The 26,350-nt window shown below is 65.0% G+C and carries 28 protein-coding genes; 12 read left to right on the plus strand and 16 right to left on the minus strand.

Translation table 11 applies throughout. The features are described from left to right. Window position 1 precedes the first annotated feature (1 nt). Window positions 2-970 (minus strand): catechol 2,3-dioxygenase, encoded by a 969-nt coding sequence (locus BM118_RS06555; protein ID WP_092184309.1) that lies wholly within the window; start codon window positions 968-970, stop codon window positions 2-4. Window positions 971-1,291: 321 nt separating this feature from the next. Next, window positions 1,292-1,564, minus strand: a complete 273-nt coding sequence (locus BM118_RS42175) for a hypothetical protein (RefSeq protein ID WP_244550066.1) — start codon at window positions 1,562-1,564, stop codon at window positions 1,292-1,294. Between BM118_RS42175 and BM118_RS06560 the strand changes: the two genes are divergently transcribed. The 3 genes from BM118_RS06560 (at window position 1,557) to BM118_RS06570 (ending at window position 5,174) form a co-directional block, all read left to right on the plus strand. Beyond that, complete coding sequence (locus tag BM118_RS06560; protein ID WP_244550067.1) at window positions 1,557-3,149, plus strand: ATP-binding protein; 1,593 nt, start codon at window positions 1,557-1,559, stop codon at window positions 3,147-3,149. The two genes, BM118_RS42175 and BM118_RS06560, sit on opposite strands and share 8 nt — an antisense overlap. A gap of 308 nt (window positions 3,150-3,457) precedes the next feature. Continuing rightward, window positions 3,458-4,039 (plus strand): peroxidase-related enzyme, encoded by a 582-nt coding sequence (locus BM118_RS06565; protein WP_092183290.1) that lies wholly within the window; start codon window positions 3,458-3,460, stop codon window positions 4,037-4,039. Between the two features lie 205 nt (window positions 4,040-4,244). After that, the gene (locus BM118_RS06570) at window positions 4,245-5,174 is read left to right on the plus strand and encodes a class II aldolase/adducin head domain-containing protein (RefSeq protein ID WP_092183292.1); all 930 of its coding nucleotides are present in this window, start codon (window positions 4,245-4,247) and stop codon (window positions 5,172-5,174) included. Between the two features lie 102 nt (window positions 5,175-5,276). On the opposite strand, the gene BM118_RS06575 is transcribed toward BM118_RS06570, so the two are convergent. From BM118_RS06575 to BM118_RS06585, 4 genes are all read right to left on the minus strand, one after another. Continuing rightward, complete coding sequence (locus BM118_RS06575) at window positions 5,277-7,829, minus strand: HAD-IC family P-type ATPase (protein ID WP_092183294.1); 2,553 nt, start codon at window positions 7,827-7,829, stop codon at window positions 5,277-5,279. Next, the gene (locus tag BM118_RS41235) at window positions 7,826-7,993 is read right to left on the minus strand and encodes a hypothetical protein (protein WP_177234058.1); all 168 of its coding nucleotides are present in this window, start codon (window positions 7,991-7,993) and stop codon (window positions 7,826-7,828) included. Before BM118_RS41235 ends, BM118_RS06575 begins: the two co-directional genes overlap by 4 nt. 127 nt (window positions 7,994-8,120) lie before the next feature. Next, window positions 8,121-8,393, minus strand: a complete 273-nt coding sequence (locus BM118_RS06580; protein ID WP_092183296.1) for a DUF6894 family protein — start codon at window positions 8,391-8,393, stop codon at window positions 8,121-8,123. 8 nt (window positions 8,394-8,401) lie between these two features. After that, on the minus strand, window positions 8,402-9,319 hold the full coding sequence (locus BM118_RS06585; RefSeq protein ID WP_349527980.1) for a Crp/Fnr family transcriptional regulator: 918 nt from the start codon (window positions 9,317-9,319) through the stop codon (window positions 8,402-8,404). On the opposite strand from BM118_RS06585, the gene BM118_RS06590 reads away from it, so the two are divergent. Further along, complete coding sequence (locus BM118_RS06590) at window positions 9,280-9,483, plus strand: hypothetical protein (protein WP_092183299.1); 204 nt, start codon at window positions 9,280-9,282, stop codon at window positions 9,481-9,483. The genes BM118_RS06585 and BM118_RS06590 overlap by 40 nt on opposite strands. 34 nt (window positions 9,484-9,517) lie before the next feature. Here the strand turns inward: BM118_RS06590 and BM118_RS41240 are convergent, their stop codons facing one another. Continuing rightward, a complete protein-coding gene (locus BM118_RS41240; RefSeq protein ID WP_177234059.1) occupies window positions 9,518-9,661 on the minus strand; it encodes a hypothetical protein in 144 nt (47 codons plus the stop codon). Between the two features lie 258 nt (window positions 9,662-9,919). Here BM118_RS41240 and BM118_RS41245 point away from each other — a divergent pair, with 258 nt between their 5' ends. Next, complete coding sequence (locus BM118_RS41245) at window positions 9,920-10,075, plus strand: hypothetical protein (protein WP_177234060.1); 156 nt, start codon at window positions 9,920-9,922, stop codon at window positions 10,073-10,075. A 15-nt stretch (window positions 10,076-10,090) separates the two neighbouring features. Here BM118_RS41245 and BM118_RS06595 read toward each other — a convergent pair whose 3' ends face one another. After that, window positions 10,091-10,717 (minus strand): ParB-like protein, encoded by a 627-nt coding sequence (locus tag BM118_RS06595; RefSeq protein WP_092183301.1) that lies wholly within the window; start codon window positions 10,715-10,717, stop codon window positions 10,091-10,093. Window positions 10,718-11,044: 327 nt separating this feature from the next. Here BM118_RS06595 and BM118_RS06600 point away from each other — a divergent pair, with 327 nt between their 5' ends. The 6 genes from BM118_RS06600 (at window position 11,045) to BM118_RS06625 (ending at window position 15,826) form a co-directional block, all read left to right on the plus strand. Then, on the plus strand, window positions 11,045-11,386 hold the full coding sequence (locus BM118_RS06600) for a hypothetical protein (RefSeq protein WP_092183303.1): 342 nt from the start codon (window positions 11,045-11,047) through the stop codon (window positions 11,384-11,386). A gap of 232 nt (window positions 11,387-11,618) precedes the next feature. Next, window positions 11,619-11,906, plus strand: coding sequence for an acyl carrier protein (locus tag BM118_RS06605; protein ID WP_007592476.1), 288 nt, complete (start codon window positions 11,619-11,621; stop codon window positions 11,904-11,906). Between the two features lie 10 nt (window positions 11,907-11,916). Beyond that, on the plus strand, window positions 11,917-12,387 hold the full coding sequence (locus BM118_RS06610) for a 3-hydroxyacyl-ACP dehydratase FabZ family protein (protein ID WP_092183305.1): 471 nt from the start codon (window positions 11,917-11,919) through the stop codon (window positions 12,385-12,387). Beyond that, entirely contained in the window at window positions 12,384-13,589 is a 1,206-nt protein-coding gene (locus BM118_RS06615) for a beta-ketoacyl-ACP synthase (RefSeq protein WP_092183307.1), read from the plus strand. Before BM118_RS06610 ends, BM118_RS06615 begins: the two co-directional genes overlap by 4 nt. A gap of 18 nt (window positions 13,590-13,607) precedes the next feature. Next, window positions 13,608-14,885, plus strand: a complete 1,278-nt coding sequence (locus BM118_RS06620; RefSeq protein ID WP_092183309.1) for a beta-ketoacyl-ACP synthase — start codon at window positions 13,608-13,610, stop codon at window positions 14,883-14,885. An 8-nt stretch (window positions 14,886-14,893) separates the two neighbouring features. Next, complete coding sequence (locus tag BM118_RS06625; protein WP_092183311.1) at window positions 14,894-15,826, plus strand: lipid A biosynthesis lauroyl acyltransferase; 933 nt, start codon at window positions 14,894-14,896, stop codon at window positions 15,824-15,826. 177 nt (window positions 15,827-16,003) lie between these two features. On the opposite strand, the gene BM118_RS06630 is transcribed toward BM118_RS06625, so the two are convergent. The 7 genes from BM118_RS06630 to BM118_RS06660 all read right to left on the minus strand — a co-directional run bounded on the left by BM118_RS06630 (window position 16,004) and on the right by BM118_RS06660 (window position 24,797). Next, the gene (locus tag BM118_RS06630; protein WP_092183313.1) at window positions 16,004-17,128 is read right to left on the minus strand and encodes a polyamine ABC transporter substrate-binding protein; all 1,125 of its coding nucleotides are present in this window, start codon (window positions 17,126-17,128) and stop codon (window positions 16,004-16,006) included. A gap of 6 nt (window positions 17,129-17,134) precedes the next feature. Continuing rightward, the gene (locus BM118_RS06635; RefSeq protein WP_092183315.1) at window positions 17,135-18,316 is read right to left on the minus strand and encodes an aminotransferase; all 1,182 of its coding nucleotides are present in this window, start codon (window positions 18,314-18,316) and stop codon (window positions 17,135-17,137) included. A gap of 7 nt (window positions 18,317-18,323) precedes the next feature. Continuing rightward, entirely contained in the window at window positions 18,324-18,650 is a 327-nt protein-coding gene (locus tag BM118_RS06640; protein WP_015686918.1) for a rhodanese-like domain-containing protein, read from the minus strand. 344 nt (window positions 18,651-18,994) lie between these two features. Further along, the gene (locus tag BM118_RS06645; RefSeq protein ID WP_092183317.1) at window positions 18,995-20,926 is read right to left on the minus strand and encodes a potassium transporter Kup; all 1,932 of its coding nucleotides are present in this window, start codon (window positions 20,924-20,926) and stop codon (window positions 18,995-18,997) included. Between the two features lie 140 nt (window positions 20,927-21,066). Beyond that, window positions 21,067-22,965: a potassium transporter Kup gene (locus BM118_RS06650; protein WP_177234061.1), complete on the minus strand. Its 1,899-nt coding sequence runs from the start codon at window positions 22,963-22,965 to the stop codon at window positions 21,067-21,069. Between the two features lie 203 nt (window positions 22,966-23,168). Beyond that, window positions 23,169-23,999, minus strand: a complete 831-nt coding sequence (locus BM118_RS06655) for an OmpA/MotB family protein (RefSeq protein ID WP_092183321.1) — start codon at window positions 23,997-23,999, stop codon at window positions 23,169-23,171. Between the two features lie 24 nt (window positions 24,000-24,023). Further along, window positions 24,024-24,797, minus strand: coding sequence for a motility protein A (locus BM118_RS06660; protein WP_011086581.1), 774 nt, complete (start codon window positions 24,795-24,797; stop codon window positions 24,024-24,026). Window positions 24,798-25,144: 347 nt separating this feature from the next. Here BM118_RS06660 and BM118_RS06665 point away from each other — a divergent pair, with 347 nt between their 5' ends. Then, on the plus strand, window positions 25,145-25,438 hold the full coding sequence (locus tag BM118_RS06665; RefSeq protein WP_092183323.1) for a hypothetical protein: 294 nt from the start codon (window positions 25,145-25,147) through the stop codon (window positions 25,436-25,438). 17 nt (window positions 25,439-25,455) lie between these two features. On the opposite strand, the gene BM118_RS06670 is transcribed toward BM118_RS06665, so the two are convergent. Beyond that, window positions 25,456-26,175 carry an RraA family protein gene (locus BM118_RS06670; protein ID WP_038966252.1) on the minus strand — a complete coding sequence of 240 codons (720 nt, stop codon included), beginning with the start codon at window positions 26,173-26,175 and terminating at the stop codon, window positions 25,456-25,458. Between the last annotated feature and the right edge of the window lie 175 nt (window positions 26,176-26,350).

Consider the following 26,350-nt stretch of genomic DNA (forward strand, 5'->3'; position numbering starts at 1 on the left):
ATCAAGCGTGCTTCTTGGCCTCCACCGGTGGCGTGCCGTGAGTGTGGAAGGACTCGATCGTCTTCAGGCCCCACGCCTGCCCTTTCTTGCGCTCCTCTTCCGTCCACACGATCGGCTTCCAGTCCGGTGCAAGGATGAGGCGCGCGCCGGCATTGGCAACCTCGACGCGGTTGCCGCCGGGCTCGTAGACATAGAGGAAGAAGGTCTGCTGGATCGCGTGCTTGTGCGGACCGGTCTCGATGTGGATGCCGTTCTCCAGGAAGATGTCGGCGGCGCGCAGGATCTCCTCGCGGCTGTCGAGCGCGTAGGTGACGTGGTGGAAGCGGCCGGGCACGCCGGAATGGTCGAGCGAATAGGCGAAGTCGTAGCTCTTGTTCGACATCGTCAGCCACATCGCCGCTTCCCGGCCGTCGTTGAGCACGATCTGCTCGGTGAGCCGGCAGCCGAGATAGTTCTCGAAGAACTCGCGGTTGGCCTTGATGTCGACGGCGAGGCAGTTGAGGTGATCGAGGCGGCGGACATTGACGCCGCGGGCGGGAAAGCGCTGCGCCTGGTTCTTGAGCGCGGGCTTCAGCTCCGGCGGCGCCTGATACCATTCGCTCTCGTAATAGAGCTCGACGATGTGGCCATCAGGGTCGTGGCAGCGGAAGGTCGGCCCCTGCCCCATGTCGCCGTCGATCCAGCCGATGTCGAAGCCGGAGCCTTTGAGCGCGGCGACGCGGCGCTCCAGCGCCTGCTGGCTGCGCGCGCGCAGCGCCATGTGCTCCATGCCTGAGGTCTTCGACGCCGTCAGCTTGAGCGAATAGCGCTCGTAATCGTCCCAGCCGCGCAAATAGACCGACTCGCCCTTACGGCCGCTGACCGTCATGCCCATCACGTCGACGAAGAACTTCAGGCTCTCGTCGGGCTTGGGCGTCAGCAGCTCCATGTGGCCGAGATGGGCGAGATCGAGGATCGGTTCGGGCTGCATGCTTTCCTCCACGGCGTGACTGCGATCCGCAGGAACCGGATCGCGCATTCGGGCGCAGGGCCGCAATTGGCTCATGCGCCCGGGGCGGCGCTGAGGCCGCGGGTTCATTTGTACTAATGTACAAATGATTAGGTCCCGTCAACAAATCAACCCTTGCATCCCGGACCGAATGGCGCCCCGTGCGTGAGGAGAACGATCCCCGAACGGCGGGCGGACTGCCCGAATGGTAAAATCTTCCTTAATTCGATTTGGAGCCCGCAGGCCCAGAAATGCAGCTTTTTCCCGACGTTTCTGCCGATACGTATGCACTGGGGACAATCCTCACAGTGGAATTGTCGCGGATTTAACGAAGCGGCCGCGGCTGCCGTTTAACCGTTTGTGCAGCCGCGGCTGTGCATAGTCCGGTGCAAACCCCTCGCTCTTGCTAGGTTCATTCATCGTGACATCCTTTGGACGCGTGATTTCGGTACGCGGATCGCTGGCCCGGGTCGGGCTTCTGGCGGCAAGCCAGATGCCGATCTCGGAAGTTCGGGCGACCGTCGGCCGGTTCGTCAGCATTCGCTGCGCCAGCTCGGTCATCGTCGCGATGATCACCGAGGTCTCCTGCGAAAATCTGTCGAGCGCCGACAATTACATCGCCATCGCCTCGGTCGACCTGCTCGGCGAGATCCTCAACGCCGCCGACAAGGCCAAATTCCAGCGCGGCGTCACCAACTATCCGACCATCGGAGATTCGGTCGACCTGATCACCAGCCAGGAGCTGCGCACGATCTACGCGCCGACCGGGTCGGACCAGATCAATGTCGGCTTTCTCCAGCAGGACCGCTCGGTCGTCGCCTATGTCGATATCGAGGAAATGCTGTCGAAGCATTTCGCCGTGCTGGGATCGACCGGCGTCGGCAAGTCGACCGGCGTGTCGCTGCTGCTCAACGAGATCCTGAAGGCACGGCCGAACCTGCGCATCTTCCTGCTCGACGTGCACAACGAATACGGCCGCTGCTTCGGCGACCGCGCGCTGGTGCTCAACCCGCGGAACCTGAAGCTGCCGTTCTGGCTGTTCAATTTCGAGGAAATCGTCGACGTGCTGTTCGGCGGCCGCGCCGGCGTGCCCGAAGAGCTCGACGTCCTTGCCGAGGTGATCCCGATCGCCAAGGGCATCTACACGCAATACCAGAACGCCGATCGCCTCGGCCTCAAGCGCATCGATCCCAAGCAGATCGGCTTCACCGTCGATACGCCGGTGCCGTATCGGCTGGTCGATCTGATGTCGCTGATCGACGAGCGCATGGGCAAGCTGGAAAACCGCTCCTCGCGCATCATCTATCACAAGCTGATCTCGCGCATCGAGGCGGTCCGCAACGACCCGCGCTATGCCTTCATGTTCGACAACGCCAATGTCGGCGGCGACACCATGGCCGAGGTGATCAGCCATCTGTTCCGCCTGCCCGCCAACGGCAAGCCGATGACGGTGATGCAGCTCGCCGGCTTCCCGGCCGAAGTCATCGATTCCGTCGTCTCCGTGCTGTGCCGCATGGCCTTCGACTTCGGCCTGTGGAGCGACGGCGTCTCGCCGATGCTGTTCGTCTGCGAGGAAGCGCATCGCTATGCCTCCGCCGATCGCAACATCGGCTTCGGGCCGACCCGCAAGGCGGTGTCGCGCATCGCCAAGGAAGGCCGCAAATACGGCGTCTATCTGGGGCTGATCACCCAACGCCCGGCCGAGCTCGACGCCACCATCATCTCCCAGTGCAACACGCTGTTCACGATGCGTCTTGCCAACGAACGCGACCAGGCGCTGCTGCGCGCTGCGGTGTCGGATGCCGCAGCGAACCTCTTGTCCTTCGTGCCCTCGCTCGGCACCCGCGAAGTGCTGGCCTTCGGCGAAGGCGTCGCACTGCCGACGCGCCTGCGCTTCAAGGAGGTGCCGCCGCACCAATTGCCGCGCGGCGAAGCCACCATCAGCAGCGTGCCGTCGGTCACCTCCGGTCACGACATGCATTTCGTCAGCGCCGTGCTCGAACGCTGGCGCGGCGCCACCTCGCAGCGCGACACGCCGAACGACCCGGTGTTCTCGGCCCCGCCGGCGAAGACGATGTCCAGCCTCGAAGCCCCGATGCTGCAGCCCTCGATGGGGCTGGACCCGGACCGCTTCTCGCTGCTCAAGAAGCCGCTGCGGTAAGGGGCGGACGCCGCTTCCACACATTCCGCTGTCATGCCCCGCGACCCGGCTACGCCAAGGCTTCGCCGGGGTTGAGGTCGAGGGGCGCCGAAGCTTTAGCGTAGGCGGCAGGCGGGGCATCCAGTACGCCGCGGCTTCTCGATTCAATCACTGCGGCCCCTGGAATACTGGATCGCCCGCCCCAGTGCGCAAGAGCGCACAAGGCGGGCGATGACAGTGGCGTGTGGCGAGCGCCCGCGGAAATCGTGATACGTTGAGCCCCGCGCCCGCATCGACTATGGTTGCCGGCCCAAGCCGGAACCATGCTCATGACAAGAACAGCCGCGCAACGCTTCCCCGCTCCCGCCCTCGACACGCTGCCTGACGACATCCGCACGCGCCTCCTCACCGTCCAGGAAAAAAGCGGCTTCGTGCCGAACGTCTTCCTCACGCTGGCCTACCGGCCCGACGAGTTCCGCGCGTTCTTCGCCTATCACGACGCGCTGATGGAGAAGGACGGCGGCCTCACCAAGGCCGAACGCGAGATGATCGTGGTGGCGACCTCGGCGGCCAACCAGTGCCAGTATTGCGTGATCGCGCATGGCGCGATCCTGCGCATCCGCGCCAAGAACCCGCTGATTGCCGACCAGGTCGCGGTGAACTATCGCAAGGCCGACATCACGCCGCGGCAGAAGGCGATGCTCGATTTCGCGATGAAGGTCTCGGCCGACGCGCAGCGGATCTCGGAGGAGGATTTCGCCGCGCTCGCGCCGCACGGCTTCAGCGACGACGACATCTGGGACATCGCCGCGATCTCGGCCTTCTTCGCGCTGTCGAACCGGCTGGCGAACTTCACCGGCATGCGGCCGAACGACGAGTTCTACTTGATGGGCCGGCTGCCGAAGAAGTGACCGACCGCTCCGTGTCGCGGACGCGACGCCTCACCAGCAAACGCAACATGCGGGTTCCCGTTTGACGGGAACCAGAACGTTTTCACAATCAGACACGTTTTGTTAAGACACTCACCCTCAACTAGCAGAAACATCTCGACACAACTCGCGCAGTTTCCGTCAACGGAGACGCGGATGAGTCGTGCCTGCTTAGGGGGTCCGTCTTATGAACGTGCGAGCATTCGCCGTCGCGGCTTGCATCGGCGCAACGTTCTTCGCCGCTGGATACGTATGGAACTATCAGCCCGACGCCATCAACGCCGGCGAAATATGGAGCATGCTTCAATCGGAGCACGGCATGGCGCGAGCCGCTGTCGCACGCGTCCTCATCGAGCCGAATTCAGCTCATTTTAGCGGCTTGCGAACGGTCGACGCGGACAACGCAAGATACGTATGCGGCTCCGTGAAGGCGATGGACAAGGAGAGGCAGTATGTTGAGACCGCCTTCGTTTACACCGTCGCGATCGATTATGCCCGTATCGACGACGACGGTCGGATCACGTCGCAGCGCTCGACATACAAACCCTGCCCAATCGAGGCCGACGACAAGATTGCCGACCAGAGGACGCTGATATCGCCCGGCGCCCTGTCGATGATCAAGACCGTCGAAAAGGTCATCCCCAAGTCCAGCGGCGGGACAATGGAACAGCAGCTTGGCCAGCTGGCCGGACAGACGGCAGCACACGCGCCAGGTTTGGCAGTCGCGCCGAGATCCGCAGTCTCGTCAGGTTCAACCGGGCCAGGCTGGACGCCAGCAGAGCAGCATCCAGGTTCGCGCGTGGAGGCTACAAAGGATGAACTCACGTGGCGTGTCGACCAGCCGCCGGCCGCATGGCCGACGTTCCCCTCGGGCCATTCCCTCGCGAAATCAACGCAGAAGCGGACGACCGCTGAGGCCCTGGCTCTTGCGAAAGATATCGAGGTTCGCTGGGAGCAGTCGAAATCATCCGAGGGGCCGACGAGGCGTCCTTCGCCGGAAGAGATCAAGGAGGCATGCCGCGCGCTGCTGACGATCGATCCCACGGACAAGGAGTATCCGCGGGCCTGGGCCGCCTTCGTGCGATTACGGAAGATCGACCGCGACGCGGCTGGCTGAAGCAGACGTCCAATCTATCCGCGCCGCCCTTGGCCCGCTGCGTTGAAGGGAAGACGGAGCCGCGCGGGTCGGAGATGCATCGGAAGACCTGAGCGGTCGTTGCTAGAACCGAAGCCGCCGCGCCCAAATCGGTTTCAGCAATTCGAGCACCGTCAGCACCAGCAGCCCCGCGCCGAGCGTGATCATCAAATCGTCCGCATGCAGCGGACCAAAGCGGAACAGGCTGGAGGCCGGCGGCCAGAGCAGCGCGGTGGCGAGAACGAGAGCGACGCCTGCGAAGATCCAGATCAATGCAGAATTTGGACGGAAGAATGCGGACGCGAACGACGCGCTGAAGGACCGGTTGACCAGGACCAGAGCGACGATGCAGACGACGAGCGTCACGAAGGCGAGCGTCCTCGCCTCGTCGGCGACGAGACCGGAGCGAAGCGCGCCGACGAAGATGATGGCGGTCAGGGCAAATGCGAGGGCGCCCTGAAGCACGCTCCAGCCAACCAGCGCCCATGAAAACAGCTCGGAATCAGGCCGTCGCGGCGGACGCGTCATCGCATCGCGCTCGCCCCGCTCGGCCTCGAACACCAGCGCGCATACGGGGTCGATGATCAGTTCCAGAAACGCGATGTGCACCGGACTGAAGATCAGCGGCAACCCGAAGACCAGAGGCAACAGCGCAAGTCCGGCGATCGGGACATGAACGGCGAAGATGAAGGCCATCGCCTTGCGCAGATTGTCGTAGATGCGGCGGCCCAGACGAATGGCCGAAACGATCGAACCGAAATCATCATCGAGCAGGACGATCCCCGACGCCTCTCGCGCGACGTCGGTCCCGCGCCCTCCCATCGCGATGCCGATGTGGGCGGCCTTGAGCGAGGGCGCGTCGTTGACGCCGTCGCCGGTCATCGCCACGATCTCGCCGTTGAGCTTCATCGCCTGGACGATGCGCAGCTTCTGTTCCGGCAAAACCCGGGCGAACACGTTCACATGCCCGACGCGGTCCGCGAGTTCCGAATCGTCCGCCAGCCTGACCTGATCGCCGGTCATGACGTCACGAACATCGAGCCCGGCCTGGCTCGCGATGGCAACGGCTGTTGCCGGATAATCGCCCGTGATCATGACGACGCGGATCCCCGCCGCGCGGCATTCGCCAACCGCCTCCGGGACATGGGGCCGCAGCGGATCGGCAAGCCCGACCAGGCCGACAAATCGAAACGCGAAATCCTCCTGGGACGGCGGGAGTGATGCGTCATCGCAGACGGCAACGGCCATCCCCAGCACGCGAAGCCCGTCCTTCGCCATCGCGCTGGCGGCATCGCGCACCGATTCTTGATCGGCAGCGTTCATCCTGCACAGGCGCGCAATCGCCTCGGGCGCGCCCTTGGCACATGCGAGGAGGTCCGCCCGGCCTGCTGTGCGCCAGACCTGCGTCATGGCCAGTAGTTCGGGGCGCAGACCGTAGGTACGCACCAGCGTCCGCTCGACATCCGGCGCATCGCCTCCCCGCAGGGCGGCATGCGCGAACAGATGCAGCGCCTTCTCCATCGGGTCGAACGGCTCCGGGGAGCTCGCCAGGGCGCCGCAACGCGCCAGCTCGACAAATTCAGGCCTCGCATCATCCCGCCCGGCCGTCTCCGGACGCATGCGTGCGCCGTCGAGCAGCCGCAGCTCGGCGACGGACATCTGGTTCTGCGTCAATGTCCCGGTCTTGTCGGTGCACAGGACGGTCGCAGAACCGAGGACCTCGATGGCCGCTGCTCGCCGCGTCAGGACGCGGGCTTGTGAAATCCGCCAGGCTCCCATCGCCATGAAGACGGTGAGCACGACGCCGAATTCTTCCGGCAGCATCGCCATGCCGATGGCGATGCCCGCAAGCAGCGCTTGCAGCCAATCCCCACGCAAGACTCCGTAGAGCACGATGGCCGCCAGGCTGACCACGGCGCCGCCGAGGAAGCAGAGCCGTACCAGCCTTGCGGTCTGTTGCTGAAGCCGGGGCGGCTCGGCCTGCAAGCCACGCAGCGACAGCCCGATCTTCCCGATCTCGCTGCGCGGGCCGGTGGCCTCCACCAGCGCCAGCCCCTCGCCGCGCACGACGAGAGAACCGGAATACACGAAGGGCTGATCCTCGCCGCCCGGCCGGTGATCGGCTGACGCGGCCTTGTCGACAACCCGCTTGCGGACGGGCACCGACTCGCCGGTCAGCAGCGACTCGTCGAGTTGCAGATCGCGCGCGTCCACCAGCGCGGCGTCGGCCGGAATCCGGTCGCCTTCGCCAAGAACGAGAAGATCGCCGCGCACGACCTCGCGGCCCGGGATGCGCCGACGCGCACCGTCCCGCACCACCAGCGCGCGCGGGCTGCTCAGGTCGCGCAAGGCTTCCAGCACGCGCTCGGTCCGGGTCTCCTGCACCACGGTGATCACGATCGACATCGCACCGAAGACCAGGAGGATCAGCGCTTCCCTGAGATCGCCGAGCACGAGGTAGACCAGCCCACCACAGAGCAGCAGCACGAGCATCGGCTCGCGCAGCACTTCCATGACGATGCGCAGGGGACTGCGTCGTTCGGGCCGAGGCAACTCGTTGGCGCCGTCTTCTTCCAGCCGCGCCCGGGCCTCGGCCTCGCTCAGTCCGGCCGGTCTCGCGGCTTCCCTGCCGCTCACGTCTTCCGCCGCAGGCTCCAGAGACTTCCGGCGAGCAGGACGGCCGTCACGAGCAGTATGGCGACGAAGGTCTGGATGATCGTGAAGTTCAGCGCATCACGCGCAACGAACAGCGCCGTGACGGCTCCGGCGATGACAAAAAGAATGCGAAGGATCAGGCTCATCGTCGTGTCTCTCCAGGTCGGCATGATCCGGAGCCCACCTGGCGACGCGGGAGCGCAATGCTGGTTCGGCTGTCATGCCGGCAGACCTTAGCGGCCGGCACCGACGTCGATTTGCGATACGTCAAATTTACCTGCGCCGTTGGGCCGCACGTTCGACCCGGTCCGCCGCCCAGGCTTCCTCGACATCCAGCGTAATCGACACTTTCAGGAACGGCGCCCCCTCCTCGCGGACGTCGACGACGACGCGCCGCGCGCTGCCCGAGACGAAGACGTCGCGGGCGATGGAGGCGCCGGTCAGCACCGCCTCCTTGCGCGCGTCGCTCCCGTTCAAGTGCTCCTGCGCGTTCTCATCCAGAATGAGACGGCCGTTCTCGTGGATGTCGAAATGGAATCGCGGCATCGGGCGGCTCAAAGCGTCGGCGACTGGTGGAGATAACGACCGTCGAAATCCGCGAGTTCCCAAAATCGAGCCTCGTCGAGTACGGTGACGCGGCCGCGCTGAAATTCGACGATGCCATCCTGGCGCAACTGCTTGATCACCCGGTTGGCGTGGACCGCCGTGATCCCCAGGGCTTCGCCGATCTGCTCCTGGGTCAGCGGCATCTCGAAATTGTTGTCGTCCGCGCGACCGATGACCCTGAGGCGCTCGCGCAGCTCGATCATGACATGGGCGAGGCGCGCAGGCGCCGGACGCTGGCCGACATTGACGATCCATTCGCGAAACATCGCGGCGTCGATCAGCGTGTCCCGCCAAAACATCTCGGCGACGACCGGCCTGCGTTGGTGCAATCTTCGCAGCGTATCGTGGCTGATGAAGCCCAGCGTGCACGGCGTCAGCGTCGAGAGCTCATGGTCCATCACGTGCAGGAACAGGCTCATCAGGTCCGGGATCTCGCCGGGAATGTGCAGGGAGAGGATCTGTCGCTTGCCGCTCGCGATCGTCTTGGAGCGCGCACAAAAGCCCTCGACAATCAGGCAGCATTCGGTGGCCCGCTCGCCATCTCTCACCACGGGCGTTTCCGCCGGATACTGTCTCACCGCGATCGGAAGCGCTTCGATTTCCCTGACATCCTCCTCCGAGAGGCCGGAAGAGACGCGCAAACGCCTGACAAGCGCAGCACGGATCGTATCGCTGGACACGCGAAGTCGCTCCGTTTGCATGAATTGCAACCATGGCGCGCTGGGCGCCGCCGGAATGAAACCCGCGATCCGCGCCGCCGTTCCAACAAAAGTTAAGGACGCCGCTCGCGTCCGCATGGTTGGCTCCGCGTCGGAGAGGCCAAACCATGACCAAGAAACGCAACCGTACGCGACCGGCTCTGTCACTCCAGGAGCGCCTGGACAAGTTCACGCGAGAGGCTCGCGCCGCCGCCAGAAAACTCCCGGCCGGCGCCGAGCGCCACACGCTGTTGCAGAAGGCGCGCGACGGCGAGGCGGCCGCAGAGATGGAGCGCCTGCTGTCCTCGCCCGGTCCGCAAGCCTCGAAATGATACGCACTGCCCGCGGCTGCGACGCGCTACGCCGCTAGCGCTTCGCCATCAACTCGAGCGCCGGGGCAAAGCGGTCGGAAAATGTCAACGTCTTGGCGTGATGAACTGCGGCGAACGATGCCGAGATGCCTGCTGAGGCAACCGCGAGCAAGGCAATTATGAAAACCAGACGGCGCATTTCGGCCTCCTGTGTGAGCTCGACTACCTCCAAGAGATGGGCCGGCTCTGTTTCAGGATGGTTTCATGGGCGCGGAAATTGGTTTCGCTCAAGCAGCTGTGATGAGATCCGGCTTATAGGGCCGCGTGCCGTAACCAACTAATGATGGTCGTAGTGTCTTGCAGCGGAACGGGAGCGGCGTTGGGAATTTTACGCCTGCGGTCGTGATCGTGAATCGCAAGACTGCGCTGGAATGCAGTGTCTTCGAGGAACACTCAAATGAACGTCGTCATCCGGAAGCTCAATGGTCTGTGGCACCTCATCGTCGGATCGTGTCAGATCCGAACGCCCTTCCTGGACACCCAGGACCGCGCGCTGGTCGTCACGTACGCCCGGCGTGTCTACCCCGGCGCCAAGATCTTCCAGCGCGATTGATGTGAGCGCCCGCGCCTAATCGTCCGACGCCGGCCCGCACCAGCCGGGCAGATAGATCGCATCCTTGCTCTTGGCCGCGGACATGGCCTTCTCGAGCGCCTTGTCGAAATTGGCATCCACCGCCTTGCGCGACAGTTTTCGGCGCAGAAAGTCCGCCCACAGGAATTCGGAGAACGGCGTGGTATCCTTGGCAAATCCCCCCAAGCGCCGGAGCTCGCCGGCAAGGCTGCGGAAGGGATCGTCCTTGAGATCGGCAACCGATTTCGGCAGGTCCCGGAACGGCCGCCTCTCCCCCTTGGAATCGTAAGGGTAGACCCAGCGCTTGTTGTCCATCACGCCCCAGAAGGCCTCGCGCTCGACCATCCTGAGGTCGCCGACGACGGTCACCAGCACCTCCTTGACACCCTCGTCGTGCAATGCGCGGCCGAGATGATGATGGTCGATCACGTAGTAACGCTCGTTCGGCCCGTACACGACGGGGATCATGTGCTTGCCGAGCAGATCGGCCTGCTTCTTGCTGCCGTGCTCCCGCCAGCGCTGGCGCTTCTCCTTGACCTCGCGCATGCCGACCGTCATCTGCGTCGGCCGAAGCGACAGGATCGGCACCGGATGCACTCTCGGCTCGCGCGCGTTCGTGGTCATGGTCGAAGGGCCTCTCACATTGTTGCAACCGGTCGTCCAGGTTCCCACGGATTATGCCATGGGCCCTGCGGCGACAAAATGCGTCCGGCCCGGACAGGGAGATCACAAGCCGATGTTCGCCGGACCGGGCGCGGCAGGCGCCATGGCTGGTGCTGCAACGCACCCCCGCATCCTGACGCCGGCATGACGGCCGCTTTCGCGATCTGTCGCGGGCCCTCACGAAGGGTCGTGCAAAAGCGCAATGCACGTACGCGTTGAGAAGATTTTCTGCAACGCGTTCACCACCTGTGCTATCAAAAATCGCTGCTTCGGAGTGATCCTCGCCCCATGAAATCCCAGCGGCCCATAAGCTCTGATGAGGAGCACCGGGTGCTCCAGTTCAGGCCGCGCACCTCACCCTCCCCGACGGTCCATCGGGGCAACGGCACCGTGCAGCCGCTGCGCGGCGCGCCCGAGCGGCTCGACCTGTCGCGCTACGAGCAGCCCCGCGCCGAGCCGGACGATTTCCGCCACCGCATGCTCGCCAACATCGCCGCGCTTGCCTTCACCATCGCGCTGACCGCGATCGGGATCTGGCTCGCCGTGAGCATCGCCGACCTGCGCCGGACCCAGGATTGCGTGCTGATGGGCCGCCGCGACTGCGCCAAGATCACGACGCCGCTCATCTAGGCAAGCCCGCCGCCGATCCCCCGGCGGAAAGCGCTCCGGCAGGCATCCCCAGCTCCGTCCCTTGCTGTCGCCTTGGCCTGTCCGGCTCCATTGAACTCAGGGCGGCGCTCCGATATACGGGCTCTCGACCCGGCCAGAGGGGGGTTGAGGGCGTCATCAGAGGCGCGATGCCCACCCACCATGCCACTCTGGAACATCTGACAAATATCCGCAATATATCAAAGGCTTAGTGATGTCCTCCACATTCGATCAGGTCGCTACGATCATCGCTGAAACCTGCGACATCCCGCGCGACACGATCACGCCGGATAGCCACGCCATCGATGACCTCGGCATCGACAGCCTCGATTTCCTCGATATCGCCTTTGCGATCGACAAGCAGTTCGGCATCAAGCTGCCGCTGGAAAAGTGGACCCAGGAGGTCAACGACGGCAAAGCGACCACCGAACAATATTTCGTGCTGAAGAACCTGTGCGCGCGCATCGACGAGCTGGTTGCAGCCAAGGGCGCGAGCGCCTAATCGGGCGGCCATGCAACTCGAATATTTCCACATGATCGATCGCATCGTCGACCTCAAGGTCGACGAGAAGACGATCGTCGTCGAGGCCCAGGTCCCGAAGGAGAGCACCATCTTCGAGGGACACTTCCCGGGCTATCCCTTGATGCCCGGCGTGCTCCTGATCGAATCGATGGCGCAGGCCTCCGGCTGGCTTCAGCTCGGCGTGTTCAAGTTCGAGCGCATGCCGATCCTGGCCGCCGTCAAGGAGGCCAAGATGCGCGGCTCGGTATTCCCCGGCGATCTCATGAGCATCGAGGCGAGCCTCTCCTACGAGGGCTCGGGCTACGCCATGACCGAAGCCAAGATCAAGGTCGGCGGCAAGCTGCGCGCGAATTCGGCGCTCACCTTTACACTGATCCCCTTCCCCAATGCGGACATGCGCGGATACATGGCGAAAGTCGCCGAGCGCGTCGGCTTTCCGCAACAGGCCGTATCGCCATGACCAACACCGCTTCGAAGCCCGGCCAGACGGAAGTCTGGATCACCGGCATTGGCCTTGCCACCTCGCTCGGCGAAGGCCTGGACGCCAACTGGGCCGCGCTCCAGGAGAAGCGCATCAATGTCGACGAGAAGGGCTTTGCGCCCTACATCGTGCATCCCCTGATGCCTGTTACCTTCGACAGCCAGATCCCGAAGAAGGGTGACCAGCGCCAGATGGAAGCCTGGCAGCGCATCGGCACCTATGCCGCGGGCCTCGCGCTCGACTCCGCGGGGATCAAGGGCAACAAGGACATCCTGTCGAAGATCGACATGGTCGTGGCCGCCGGCGGCGGCGAGCGCGATCTCAACGTCGACACCGGCGTGCTCACGGCCGAAGCCAAGGGGGCGAACGCGCCGGGCTTCCTCAACGAGCGCCTGATGAGCGATCTCAGGCCGACGCTGTTTCTGGCCCAGCTCTCCAATCTCCTCGCCGGCAACATCGCCATCGTGCATGGGCTTGGCGGCACCTCGCGCACCTTCATGGGCGAAGAGGTTGCCGGCGCCGATGCCGCCCGCATCGCGCTTGCGCGAATCGCCTCGGGCGAGAGCGACATTGCCCTCGTCGGCGGCTCGCACAATGGCGAGCGCAAGGACCTCATGGTCCTCTACGAATTCGGCGACTTCAACCTGAAGGACAAATTCGCGCCCGTCTGGGCGCGCAAGGACCACGCCGGCTTCGCGCTCGGCTCGGCCGGTGCCTTCCTGGTGCTGGAGTCGCGCGCGCACGCAGAAGCCCGCGGCGCCAAGCCGTTCGCAAAACTGTCGAGCGTGGTGGCCGATCTCGCCCGGCGCAAGCAGCCCGGCGACATGGCTGCGACGCTGGAGAAGCTTTGGGCCAAGCTGCCGAAGCGCGATGGCAAGGGCGCGATCATCACGGGCGCGACCGGCGCAGAGCCCGCGACATCCGAGGAGCGCGGCTTCCTGAAGGGCCACGCCGACTTCCCGGTGCGCTCGACCGGTACGATGTTCGGCCACACCATGGAGACGCAATTCCCGCTCGGAATCGCGCTTGCCGCGCTGTCGATCTCGCGCGGCGCGCTGTTCCCGCCGAACGATTCCACGGGGACCGAGATTGAAATGCAGGGGACGCCCACCCAGATTGTCGTGGTGGGGGCTGGACACTGGCGCGGCGAAGGCATGGCGCTGGTCGAGGCCGTGAGCTAGCTCCAGCGGGGGATCGACATGACTGCACCACGCGACAAATTCGGGCGTCCCGTCGTCGTCGTCACCGGCATGGGCATCATGACCTCGCTCGGCGCCGGCAAGGCGGACAATTGGGCGAAGCTCGTCGCCGGCGAATCCGGCATCCGCACCATCACGCGCTTTCCGGTCGACGGCCTGAAGACGACGATGGCCGGCACGGTCGATTTCGTCAGCGTCGATCCGTTCTCCTCCACCGGCCTGTCGGAGCGGATGGCCGAACTGGTGACGCAGGAAGCGCTCGAGCAGGCCGGCATCGGTGCCAGGGCCGATTTCCCGGGTCCCCTCTTCCTTGCGGTCGCGCCGGTCGAGGTCGAATGGCCGCAGCGCCGCGAGCTTGGCCGCGCCGTCGGCAGGCCCGATTTCACCTATGACGATCTGCTGCGCATCTCCGGCGGCGGCAAGTACAGCGCCTATCATCACCGCTTCATGTTCGGCTCGGTCGCCGCGTATCTCGCCGAGACTTTCGGCACCAAGGGCTCGCCGATCTCGCTGTCGACGGCCTGCGCCTCGGGCGCGACCTCGATCCAGCTCGGCGTCGAGGCGATCCGCCGCGGCGAGACCGATGCCGCGCTGTGCGTCGCAACCGACGGTACGGTGAACCCGGAAGCGCTGGTGCGCTTCTCGCTGCTCTCGGCGCTGTCGACCCAGAACGATCCGCCGCAGGCGGCTTCCCGCCCCTTCTCCAAGAACCGCGACGGCTTCGTCATGGCCGAAGGCGCCGGCGCGCTGGTGCTGGAAAGCTATGAAGCGGCGACTGCGCGCGGTGCAAAGATCCTCGGCGTGATCGCCGGCTGCGGCGAGCTCACCGATTCATTCCATCGCACCCGTTCCTCGCCCGACGGCAAGCCGATCATCGGCTGCATGAACAAGACGCTGGCTGACGCCGGCATGGAGCCGGGCCAGATCGACCACATCAACGCGCACGGCACCGCGACGCCCGAGAACGACAAGATGGAGTTCAATACGACATCGGCCGTGTTCGGCGAGCTCGTCTCGAAGATCCCGGTCACCTCCAACAAGTCGATGGTCGGCCACACCATCTCGGCCGCCGGCGCCGTGGAAGCGATCTTCTCGCTGCTCACCCTCGAGCATCAGCGCATCCCGCCGACGATCAACTACGAGACCCCGGATCCCACGATCCTGTTCGACGTCGTCGGCAACAAGGCGCGCGACGCCCGCGTCACTGCGGTGATGTCGAACTCGTTCGGCTTCGGCGGCCAGAACGCCTCGCTGATCCTGACCCGCGAACCGGCCTGACCGGACGCATGGCGCTGCTTCCTGCGAGCATCAAGGCCCGCGCGCGGGAGGCTGCCAAATCGATCGGCGGCGGGCTGATCGGCGCCGCCACGGTCGGCATGCTGCGCACCACGCGCTATTTCGATCCGGTCAAGACCTCGGATTTCTTCGCGCGCGTGACGAAGCTGATCGGCCCGCGCCTGCGCGAGCACCGCATCGGCCGCGCCAACCTCACCGCAGCGTTTCCCGAGAAGTCGCCCGAGGAGATCGAAAACATCCTGATGGGGGTGTGGGACAATCTCGGGCGCGTCGGCGCCGAATTCGCCCATATGGACCATGTCTGGGACTACGACCGCGCCCATCCCGAGAGCAGCCGGATCGAACTGCCCGAAAGCAGCATCGAACGGTTCGACGACATCCGCGACGACGGCAAGCCGGCGCTGATCTTCGCCGCCCATCTGGCCAACTGGGAATTGCCGGCGCTCGCCGCCGTCGCGCATGGGCTGGACGCCGCGATCCTCTATCGCCGACCGAACATCGCCTCCGCCGACCGCATCATCCAGGAGATGCGTCAGGTCAACATGGGCACGCTGATCCCGGCGGGCCGCGATGCGCCGCTGCGGCTCGCGCAGGCGCTCAAGGACGGCAAGCACGTCGCCATGCTGGTCGACCAATACCTGACCGGCGGCGTCGAGGTCACCTTCTTCGGCCGCAAGACCCGCGCCAACCCGATGCTGGCGCGCCTCTTGCGCCAGGTCGAATGCCCGATCCACGGCGTCCGCATCATCCGCAAGCCCGGCGGCCGCTTCGCCGCGGAGCTGACGGAGGAGGTCCAGCCGGTGCGCGATGCCGACGGCAAGATCGACATCCAGGGCACGACCCAGGCGATCACCAACGTGGTGGAAGGCTGGGTGCGCGAGCATCCCGAGCAGTGGCTTTGGCTGCACCGGCGGTGGCGGTAGCGGACAGAACTCTCTCCGTCATGGCCGGGCATAGCCCGTCCGAAGGACGGCGTCGCTTCCGCTCGCCTACGTCCCGGCCATCCACGCATCACCACGCGGCAGGAAAGACGTGGATGCCCGGGACAATCCCGGGCATGACGACCGAGCAAGAGGAGCGTCTGCTCCGTCTCAGCCCGTCTACCGCCCCGTCTTCACCTTCGTCCAGAGCCTATTGATGATGCGCTGGGTGGTCGGCTCACGCGCCGTGATGACGAACAGTTTTGCGAGCGTCGCCTCATCAGGATAGATGTTCTTGTCGCTCAGAATCTTCGGGTCGACCAGCTTCTGGCTGGCGAGGTTGCCGTTGGCGTAGGACAGGAAGTCCGAGTTCTTGGCGGCGACATCCGGACGATAGAGATAGTTGATCAGCTCGTAGGCCTCTTTGACATTCTTCGCGTCCGCGGGGATCGCGAGATTGTCGAAGAACATCTGCGCGCCCTCCTTCGGGATCGTGTAGCCGATCTCGATGCCGCTGCTATTGTCTTTCTTGGCTTCCGCCGCGCGGGCGCGGGCCTGCATGATGTCGCCGGACCAGCCGACCACGAAGCAGATCTCGCCGGTCGCGAGCGCGCTGAGGTATTCGGAGGAGTGAAACTTGCGCACGGACGGGCGGACTTTTGCGACCACGTCAGCGGCCTTCTCGAGGTCGGCCTGCTTGGTCGAGTTCGGATCGAGGCCGAGATAGTTCAGCGCCGCCGGAAAGATGTCGTCGGCGGAGTCGAGCATGTGCACGCCGCAATCTCTGAACTTGGCAAGGTTCTCCGGCTTGAAGACGATGTCCCAGCTGTCGATCTTGGCGTCGGCGCCGAGGATCTGCTTCACCTTGGCGACGTTGTAGCCGATGCCCGTCGTGCCCCACATGTAGTTGGCGGCATAGACGTTGCCGGGATCGTAGATGCCGAGACGTTGCGTCACCACGGGCCAGGCATGGCTAAGGTTCGGCAGCTTCGACTTGTCGAGCTTCTGGAAGATGTTCGCCTTGATCTGGCGCTGCAGGAAATAGGCCGTGGGCACCACCACGTCATAGCCGGACTTGCCGGCCATCAGGCGCGTCTCCAGCGTCTCGTTGGCGTCGAAGGTGTCGTAGACCACCTTGATGCCGGTCTCCTTGGTGAAGGCCTCAAGGACGTCCGGCGCCATGTAGTTCGACCAGTTGTAGAAGTTGACGACGCGCTCCTCGGCGCCCGCCCCTTGCGAGAGGAACGTCAGCGCTGCGGCGATCGCGAGACCAAAGCCAAGTCCCGAGCGGCTGACGTTCGTCATCTAGGTCTACCTCTTGCGTCCGCGCACCGCGTCCGACAGCCGCTCCAGCGCGGTGTCCAGCGTCTGGTCCTTCTTGGCAAAGCAGAAGCGCACCACCGAGGTCACCGGATCCTGCTCGTAGAACGCCGAGACCGGGATCGCCGCGACCTTGTAATCCCTAACGATCCGCCAGCAGAACTCGGTGTCGCTCTCGTTGAGTCCGAGTGGCGACAGGTCGACGGTGAGGAAGTAGGTTCCTTGCGACTTCAGCACGGGGAAGCCGAGGCTCTCCAGTCCCCTGGTCAGGCGATCCCTGCTCCGGGTCAGGTCCTTGCGCATCGACAGGAAGTAGTCGTCGGACTTGCCGAGGCCGTAGGCGACGGCCGCTTGCAGGTTCGGCGCGGTGGTGAAGGTCAGGAACTGGTGCACCTTGGCCGCCACCCGCAGCAGCGGCGGCGCGGCACAGACGAAGCCGATCTTCCAGCCGGTCAGCGAGAAGATCTTGCCGGCCGAGCCGACCTTGATGGTGCGATCGCGCATGCCGGGGATGGTGATCAGCGGGATGTGCTTGTGCTCGTCGAAGGTGACGTGCTCCCAGACCTCGTCGCAGATCGCGATGACGTCGAACTCCTGGCAGTAGCGCGCCAGCAGCTCGAGGTCCTCGCGCGGATAGACCACTGCGGAGGGATTTAAGGGGTTGTTGAAGAGCACCGCCTTGGACTTTGAATTGAAGACGCTTTTCAGCATGTCCTCGTTCAATCGCCAATGCGGCGGCTCGAGCCGCACGAGCCGCGGAATGCCGCCGGCCTGGCGGATGATCGGCAGGTAGGAATCATACACCGGCTGGAAGCAGACCACCTCGTCGCCGGGCTGGACCACCGCGAGGATGGCCGAGGTCAGCGCCTCGGTGCCGCCGGAGGTGACCATCACCTCGCTCATCGGATCGAGCTTGAGGCCGTGCCAGTGGCCGTAATGGGTCGCGATCGCCTGGCGCAGCTCCGGCAGGCCCATCATCGACGGGTACTGGTTGTAGCCGTTCAGCGAGGCGTCGGCCGCGGCGCGGCGGATGTCCTCCGGGCCTGGATCGTCGGGGAACCCCTGGCCGAGATTGATGGCGGCGTTGTCGCGGGCGGCCTGCGACATCGCCTCGAAGATGGTGACGGGAAGGTCGGCGAAGACCTTGTTCAGGGACGAGCTCTTGGTCGTCATCGCGCGGTCAGCCACCGACCTTGCTGGGAAGACCCGCCGCCTTCCAGCCGAGCATGCCGCCGGCCAGATGCTTGTCGTAAGGCAGGCCCGCCGCCTGCGCCGCGAGCGAGGCCGTCACCGAGCGCTTGCCCGAGCGGCAGGCGAACACGACCTCCTTGCCGGCGGGATCGGGGATCGCCTTGGGATCGAAGGTCGAGAGCGGCACCACGACGCCGTAAGGATAGGCCTCGGCCTCGACCTCGTTCGGCTCGCGAACGTCGACGAGGAGATAGCGGCCCTCCGCGACACCCTTGGAGACCTCGTCCGGGGTCAGATCCTGCACCTGGTTTGCCACTTCATCCTCCAACGTCCGAGCCTCAGGCCGGGGTGATCCCGACGGGGCGCAACCTCGCCTCTCGGCCAGCGAAAATCAAGCGCGACAAAGGCTTGGGCCGCGCGGCGCAAGTTAAAGCTAAATCGCAGCGACTTGAAGTCCGGCGTTCAGAATGTCTGAAACTCCCGCTTCACCTCTCACCGCTAGCTCGGTGTCATTCCCCGCGAAGGCGGGGAATCCAGTACGCCGCAGCCTCGCCGTATTCCCTCGCCGTCTCTGGAATACTGGATCGCCCGCCCCAGTGCGCAAGTGCGCACAAGGCGGGCGATGACAGCGGTGGAGACGGACGTGCGCCAGCTCGGACGTTAGATCGTCACCTGCGTTCCGACCTCGACCACGCGGCCGCTAGGGATCTGGAAATAGTCGGTGGCGTCGTTGGCGGAGCGGCTGAGCGAGATGAACAGCCGGTCCTGCCAGCGCGGCATGCCGGAATGGGCGGCAGGCTTGAGCGCCCTGCGCGACAGGAAGAACGAGGTCGACATGATGTCGAACTGCCAACCGAGCTTGCGGGCGATCGCCAGCGCCTTCGGCACGTTGGGCGATTCCATGAAGCCGAACTTCAGCGTCACCTTGGAGAAGGTCGGACTGATCTGCTCCAGCCTGACGCGCTCGGCCGGATCGATCCGCGGGGTCTGCGCGGTCTCGATGGTGAGAATGACGTTCTTCTCGTGCAGCACTTTGTAGTGTTTCAGACTATGCATCAGCGCGGTCGGGGCGCTGAGCGGGTCCGAGGTCAGGAACACGGCGGTTCCGGGCACCCGCTGCGGCGGCCGCTTCTCCAGCATTGCCACGAGATCGGCGAGCGGGAACTCGAGCTTGCGCGACTTCTCGAACAGCAGCCGGCTGCCGCGCCGCCACGTGTACATCAAGATGATCATGAGCGCGCCGAGCGCGAGCGGCACCCAGCCGCCCTCGAACACCTTGAGCAGGTTGGCGGCCAGGAAGGTCAGGTCGAGGAACAGGAAGGGCGCGATCAGCGCGGCCGCCGCGAGCGGCGACCACCGCCAGACCTTCCAGATCACGACAAAGCCCATCATCGCCGTGACCACCATGGTTCCGGTGACAGAGATGCCGTAGGCGGACGCCAGCGCGCTGGAGGAGCGGAACAGCAGCACCAGGAGCACCACCGCGACCAGCAAGAGCTGGTTGATGCGCGGGATGAAGATCTGGCCGGAATGGGCTTCAGACGTATGGCGAATTTCAAAGCGCGGCAGCAGCCCGAGCTGGATCGCCTGGCGCGTCAGCGAATAGGCGCCGGTGATGACGGCCTGGCTGGCGATGACGGTGGCGGCGGTGGCGAGCACGACCATGGCGCCGCGGATCCAGCCTTGCGGAAACAACTGGAAGAACGGGCTCTCGATCGCCCCGGGATCGCCGAGGACGAGCGCGCCCTGCCCCAGATAGTTCAGCGCCAACGACGGCAGCACGATGAACAACCAGGCGGTCTGGATCGGCCGCTTGCCGAAATGGCCGAGGTCGGCATAGAGCGCCTCCGCACCCGTGACTGCCAGGAACACCGCGCCCAGCGTCACGAAGCCGATGATGCCGTGGTGGAGCATGAAGGACACGGCGTAGAGCGGATTCAGCGCGAACAGCACCTGCGGCTGCTGGATGATCGGATGGATCGCCGCCACCGCAATAACCGCGAACCAGACGCACATGATCGGGCCGAAAAAGGCGGCGACGCGGGCGGTGCCGCGCGACTGCACGGCGAACAGGCAGACCAGGATCACCACGGTCAGCGGCACGATGTAGGGCTCGAACCGCAGCGTGACGTCCTTCATGCCTTCGAGCGCCGACAGCACCGAAAGCGCGGGGGTGATGACGGCGTCGCCGTAGAACAGGGCGCCGGAGATGATGCCGAGCAGGACGATGGTCGCCCCGCGGGTGCCGACCGCGCGCTGGGCCAGCGCCATCAGCGCGAGCGTGCCGCCCTCGCCGTTGTTGTCGGCGCGGAGCAGGATCACGACGTATTTGAGCGTCACCACGACGATGAGCGCCCACAGGATCAGGGAGAGCACGCCGAGCACGGCCGCCGGCGTGGCGAGCCCGTCGGTGCCCGAGGAGGCCGCCGTCACCGCCTCACGGAACGCGTAGAGCGGGCTGGTGCCGATGTCGCCATAGACCACGCCGATGCTGCCGAGCGTCAGCGCGCCGAAACCGGCTGTGGTGTGGGCCTCGCCATGGCCATTGGCCGCCGCCGTTTCCGGGGCGGGAACTGCTACGTCGCTTGTCATGGGAGAGCCCAGTGGCCTCTAAAAATGCTTCACTGCACAACGGCGGAAGAGCGCGGGCTTATAGTCCTGCGCTGCCGGCATAGCCTAGCCCGATTTTGGGCCCACGCCATGCATATATTGCATAGGTCCGCCAACCGCGTTCAAATAATGACCTGCGTGCCAACTTCAACCACCCTTCCGGTCGGAATCTGGAAATAGTCGGTGGCGTCGTTGGCGGACCGGCTGAGCGCGATGAAGAGATGGTCCTGCCAGAGCGGCATGCCCGACTGCGCCGAGGCCTTCAGCGACCTTCGCGACACGAAGAACGACGTCGACATGATGTCGAACTGCCAGCCCTGCTTGCGCGCGATCGCGAGCGCCTTGGGCACGTTCGGCTGTTCCATGAAGCCGAAGCGCAGGCGGACCTTGGAGAACTTGTCGCTGATCTTCTCCATGCGGAAGCGTTCGGACAGATCGACCCGCGGCGTATGCGCGGTCTCGATGGTCAGGACCACGTTGTGCTCGTGCAGCACCTTGTTGTGCTTGAGGTTGTGCAGCAGCGCGGTCGGCACGAAGGAAGGATCGCTGGTCAGGAACACCGCAGTGCCCTTGGCGATGTGCGGCGGCCGCTTCTCGAGGCTCCGGATCAGATCGTCCAGCGGCACTTCGATCCGGCGGGTCTTCTGGAGCAGAATGCCGGTCCCCTTGCGCCAGGTCCAGATCGTCCCTGCCATGGCCGCGCCGAACAGCAGCGGCACCCAGGCGCCTTCGAGCAGCTTGAGCAGATTGGCGCTGAAGAAGCTCATGTCCACGACGACGAAGGGCACGATCACCGCCGCAGCGGTCGCCGCGCGCCAGTTCCACAATTTCCAGATCACCACGAAGCCCATGATGCCGTCGGCGACCATGGTGGTGGAAACCGCGATGCCGTAGGCCGAAGCAAGATTGCTGGGGGTGTGGAACAACAGCACCAGCAGCATCACGCCGATCAGCAGCAGCCGATTGACGCGCGGCAGATAGATCTGACCGGCATGGGTTTCGGAGGTATAGCGCACCTCGAAGCGCGGCAGCAGGCCGAGCTGCACGGCCTGATAGACCAGCGAATAGGCGCCGGTGATCACCGCCTGGCTCGCGATCACGGTCGCCGCGGTCGCAAGCCCGACCAGCGGCAGCACCAGATGCTCGGGCACCATGCGGTAGAAGGAATGCTCGATCGCGCTCGGATCGGACAGCACCAGCGCGCCCTGCCCGAAATAGTTGATCAGTAGCGAGGGCAGCACGAAGAACATCCAGGCCGCCTGGATCGGCTTGCGGCCGAAATGGCCGAGATCGGCATAGAGCGCCTCTCCGCCGGTCACCGCCAGGAACACCGCGCCCAGTGTCACGAGGCCAATCGTGCCGTGCGACAGCAGGAACTGTAGCGCGTAATAGGGATTGATCGCGGCCAGCACCGACGGATCGTCGGCGATGTGGACGGCGCCCATCACCGCAATACACGTGAACCAGACCACCATCACCGGCCCGAAGGCCGAGGCCACAAGCGCCGTCCCCTTGCTCTGGACCGCGAACAGCAGCACCAGGATGAGGACGGTGAGCGGCACGACATAGTGCTCGAACGCTGGGGTCACGAGCTTGAGACCCTCGACCGCCGACAACACCGAGATCGCCGGCGTGATCATGGAATCGCCAATGAACATGGAGGCGCCGACCACGCCAAGCGCGAGCAGGAACCAGCTTCGCCGCCCGAGTGCACGCTGGCCGAGCGCCATCAGCGAGAGCGTGCCGCCCTCCCCGTTGTTGTCCGCGCGCAAGAGCAGCAGGACGTATTTAGCGGTGACGACGATCAGCAGCGCCCACAGGATCAGCGAGAGTACGCCGAGCACCATGACCCGCGTGACCGGCTCACCATGGGCCGCGCCCCGCACCGCCTCGTGGAATGCGTAGAGCGGCGAGGTGCCGATGTCGCCGAAAACGACACCGATGCTCCCGAGCGTAAGCGCCCAAAAGCCTGAGGTGACCGGCCCTTCCTGGGTCTCGGCCTGTGTGATGCTCGCCGTCATGAAGATGGAAAACGCTTCGTCCCTGAATTTGATCCGGCGCCTTTTGACGCTTCCGGCGCGCCTGTCAATCGGCACCCCACCTTAGCAGGCGCGGAGCCGAATGCTGTGACGGCGCGGCCACGCTCGTCGCCAGCGCGACGACATGCCTCAGGTAAGATGGTAGCGCAAGTGCGCCAGCGCGGCCCTTTGGTCCGGATCACGCCCTACGGCTTCAAATTCGGCGGCAGCGGCGGGTCTTCGCGCATCAGGGTGATGGTCACGCGCCGGTTGGCGGCAAGCGAAGGATCGTCCGGAAACAGCGGCTGGGTGTCCGCCTTGCCGGAGACGGCGAAGATGTGCGAGGCCGGCAGGCCCTCGCGCTCGAGGATCTGCCGCACGGCATTGGCGCGGTCGGCCGACAGATCGAAGGCACCGTAGTCGCTGCGGGACGGAACGAAGCCGGCCGCGGTGTGGCCGGCGATGGAAACGCGGAGCGGCGTGGCCTTGAGCGGAATCGCCAGCTTCTCGACCAGGCGGCGGGTGCGGTCATAGGGCACCTTGGAGCCGTCGGCGAACATCGAGCGGCCGTCCTGGTCGACGATTTCGAGATTGAGACCCTGCTTGGTCTCCTCGAACATGATGTGCTTGGACATCTCGGTCAGTTCCGGCATGTCCTGCAAGGCCTGCCGCAGCGAGGCCGCGGCGAGCGCGAAATTGCGGTCGACCTTGATCTTCGCCCCCGACGTGCGGTCGCGATCCTCCTGGTCCGGGGTCGGCGTGTTGGAGGCATCCTCGGGCTGGATATGGTCGACGTTCTTCAGCCGCGGGCGCGTCGGCAGGCCGTCGGACTCGACGATGCCGGCGTAGCGCGCCTCGCTCTGCACGCCGAAGGCGTCGCGCATCGAGCCGGCGACGATCTTCAGCTTGTTGGCGTCCTGCGTCGAGAATGCGACGAGCATCACGAAGAAGCTCATCATCAGGCCCATCAAATCGGCGAAGGTCACGAACCAGCCGTGACCGCCCCCGTGAGCATCGCCGCGCTTCTTCTTGGCCATGTCTGTCTGTCCCGGCGGGCGGCGTTACGCCGGCACCGGCTCGCCTTCGGCGTGGCGGTGCTTCTCCGGCAGATAGGCCAGCAGCATTTCGCGCACCAGCGTCGGGCTCTTGGAGTCACGGATCATCAGGATGCCGTCGATGATCAGGGTGCGGTTGGTCTCTTCATCCAGCAGCTTGCCGTGCAGCTTGTCCGCGATCGGCAGACAGAACAGGTTCGCGACGAGCGCGCCGTAGAGCGTTGCGAGCAGCGCGGTCGCCATGAACGGGCCGAGCTTGGAAGGGTCGGTCATGTTCGCGAACATCTGCACCATGCCGATCAGGGTGCCGATCATGCCGAAGGCCGGGGCGCAGTCGCCGATGGCGCGATAGATCTTGCTGCCCTCGTCGAGGTGCATCAGGAAGTTGTCGCGGTCGCGCTCGAGATTGTCGCGGATGAAGTCGAGGTCGTAACCGTCGGCGACATAGCGGATGCCCTTGGCGAGGAAGGGCTCGTCGGTCTCGACCTTTTCGAGACCCACCGGGCCCTGCTTGCGGGCGATCTCGGCGATGCGGGCGAGCTCGTCGACGAGGTCGTGCGCCGACAGCCGGCTCATGGTGAAGGCGAACTTGGCGCCGAGCGGAAGGCCGTGCAGGAGCGCGCTGAGCGGAAAGCGGATCATGGTGGCGGAAATCGAGCCGCCGAAGATGATGATCATCGCATGTTCGGAGATGAACATGTGGAGGTCGCCGCCCATGAAGATCATCGCCGCGATGACGATGATGCCCGCCGTGAGCCCAACGCCCGTCATGATATCCATGGGATACTCCAAACGCGTACGCAACAACGGCCGTCCTGGCCGCTGGCGCGGCCCAACCCCGAACCGCATCGGAAACCCTAGAGCGCCGCCCTTAAAGCCGCGTAAAGGTTAAGTCGGGACAGCGTGGTGCAGGCGCGCCGCGCGCGCCGGACTTGCCGGCCGCCGACAGGAATCTCAACACTTCGCTAACCATGACGGCTCGCATCCGGGCGACAGGCCCGCCAGCTCGAGGCTGAGCGCGTCTTCACCGTGCGAGGCGTTCGGCTGCGGCCCTGCGCCACATCCGGGGCGATAGATCAGCTGATATTCTGAAGCGGGGCGGCAAGCTCATGGCGGGAGCCATCGCAATGGTGACGCTATTCGGTCTTCTGACCGCGCTTCCCGCGGTACTGGTGCTCCACCTGTTCGAACCGGAGCTCGCCCTGCCCGCGTTCAGCATCGTGCTCTTCGCCGAGGCCGTCTTTGCCGTGATCGCAGCACGCCTGCTTCACGTCCCCGGCCATGCCGAAGGCATCACGCTATGGGATCTTGCCGGCGGCTTCACCCTGATCGGATGTGCCGCCGCAATGTTCGGCGAGCCGGATCAGGCTGCCCTGTTCCTGATGGAACAGGGCGACCCACGGCCGGCATCGCGGCCGTAGGTCGTTTGGTCAGCCCGTCAGTGAATCTCCGCCGAGCGCTTCAGCGCGGCCTTCAGCTTCTCCAGCGAGAAGTCGGGGCTGCGGGCGATCTCCAGGATCGGGGTCTCGCGGCGGCCGCAGAGCTCGGCGGCTTCCGGCAGCTTTGCGGCGACGTCGAGCGGGATCACGATGGCGCCGTGCTGATCGGCATGGATGAGATCATCGGACTTCACGGTCATGCCGGCGACGCGCACTTCGCCGCCGAAGCTCTCGGCATGCACCCAGGCATGCGACGGGCCGATCGAGCCGGCCAGCGCCTGGAAGCCAGGGGCCCATTGCGGGATGTCGCGGATCGATCCGTCGGTGATGACGCCGAGGCAGCCGAGCGCCTTGTGCACGTTGCTCTGCACCTCGCCCCAGAACGCGCCGTAGCCGACGTCGGGACCGTCGATGTCCTGGATCACCGAGATGCGCGGCCCGTGCCCGGTGCCGACATATTCGTAATATTCGATGCGGCGCTTCGACTGCTCTTCGGCAGGCAGCGAGGATTTCAGCACCGAGCGGATCGCAACCGTGCGGGCATAACCGACGATCGGCGGCAGGTCGGGGAACGGACAGACCAGTTGCTTGGTGGTGTAGCCGATCAGCCGCCGCTCGGGCGCCACGATCTCCATGGCATTGCAGATCGTCGGCGTGTCATAGCGGCCCAGCGCTTCAAGGACGGAAGCGGGCAGCGGCCCGGTCGCGGTATCAGTCACGGCGTTCTCTCCCAGATTGGCGGCTGATTGACGCGATGCCGCCGGCACAGGGCGATATAGCCGAGATCGGGCCTCAACCCAACTCAGCGCGCCTTCATGGCAGATATCCGCGAAAAACGCTCAGTGCATGATCCGGAAAAGTGCGCAGCGGTTTTCCGAAAAGATCATGCTCAAA

Source organism: Bradyrhizobium sp. cf659 (assembly GCF_900113725.1).
In the GTDB taxonomy this organism is placed as follows: Bacteria; Pseudomonadota; Alphaproteobacteria; order Rhizobiales; family Xanthobacteraceae; genus Bradyrhizobium.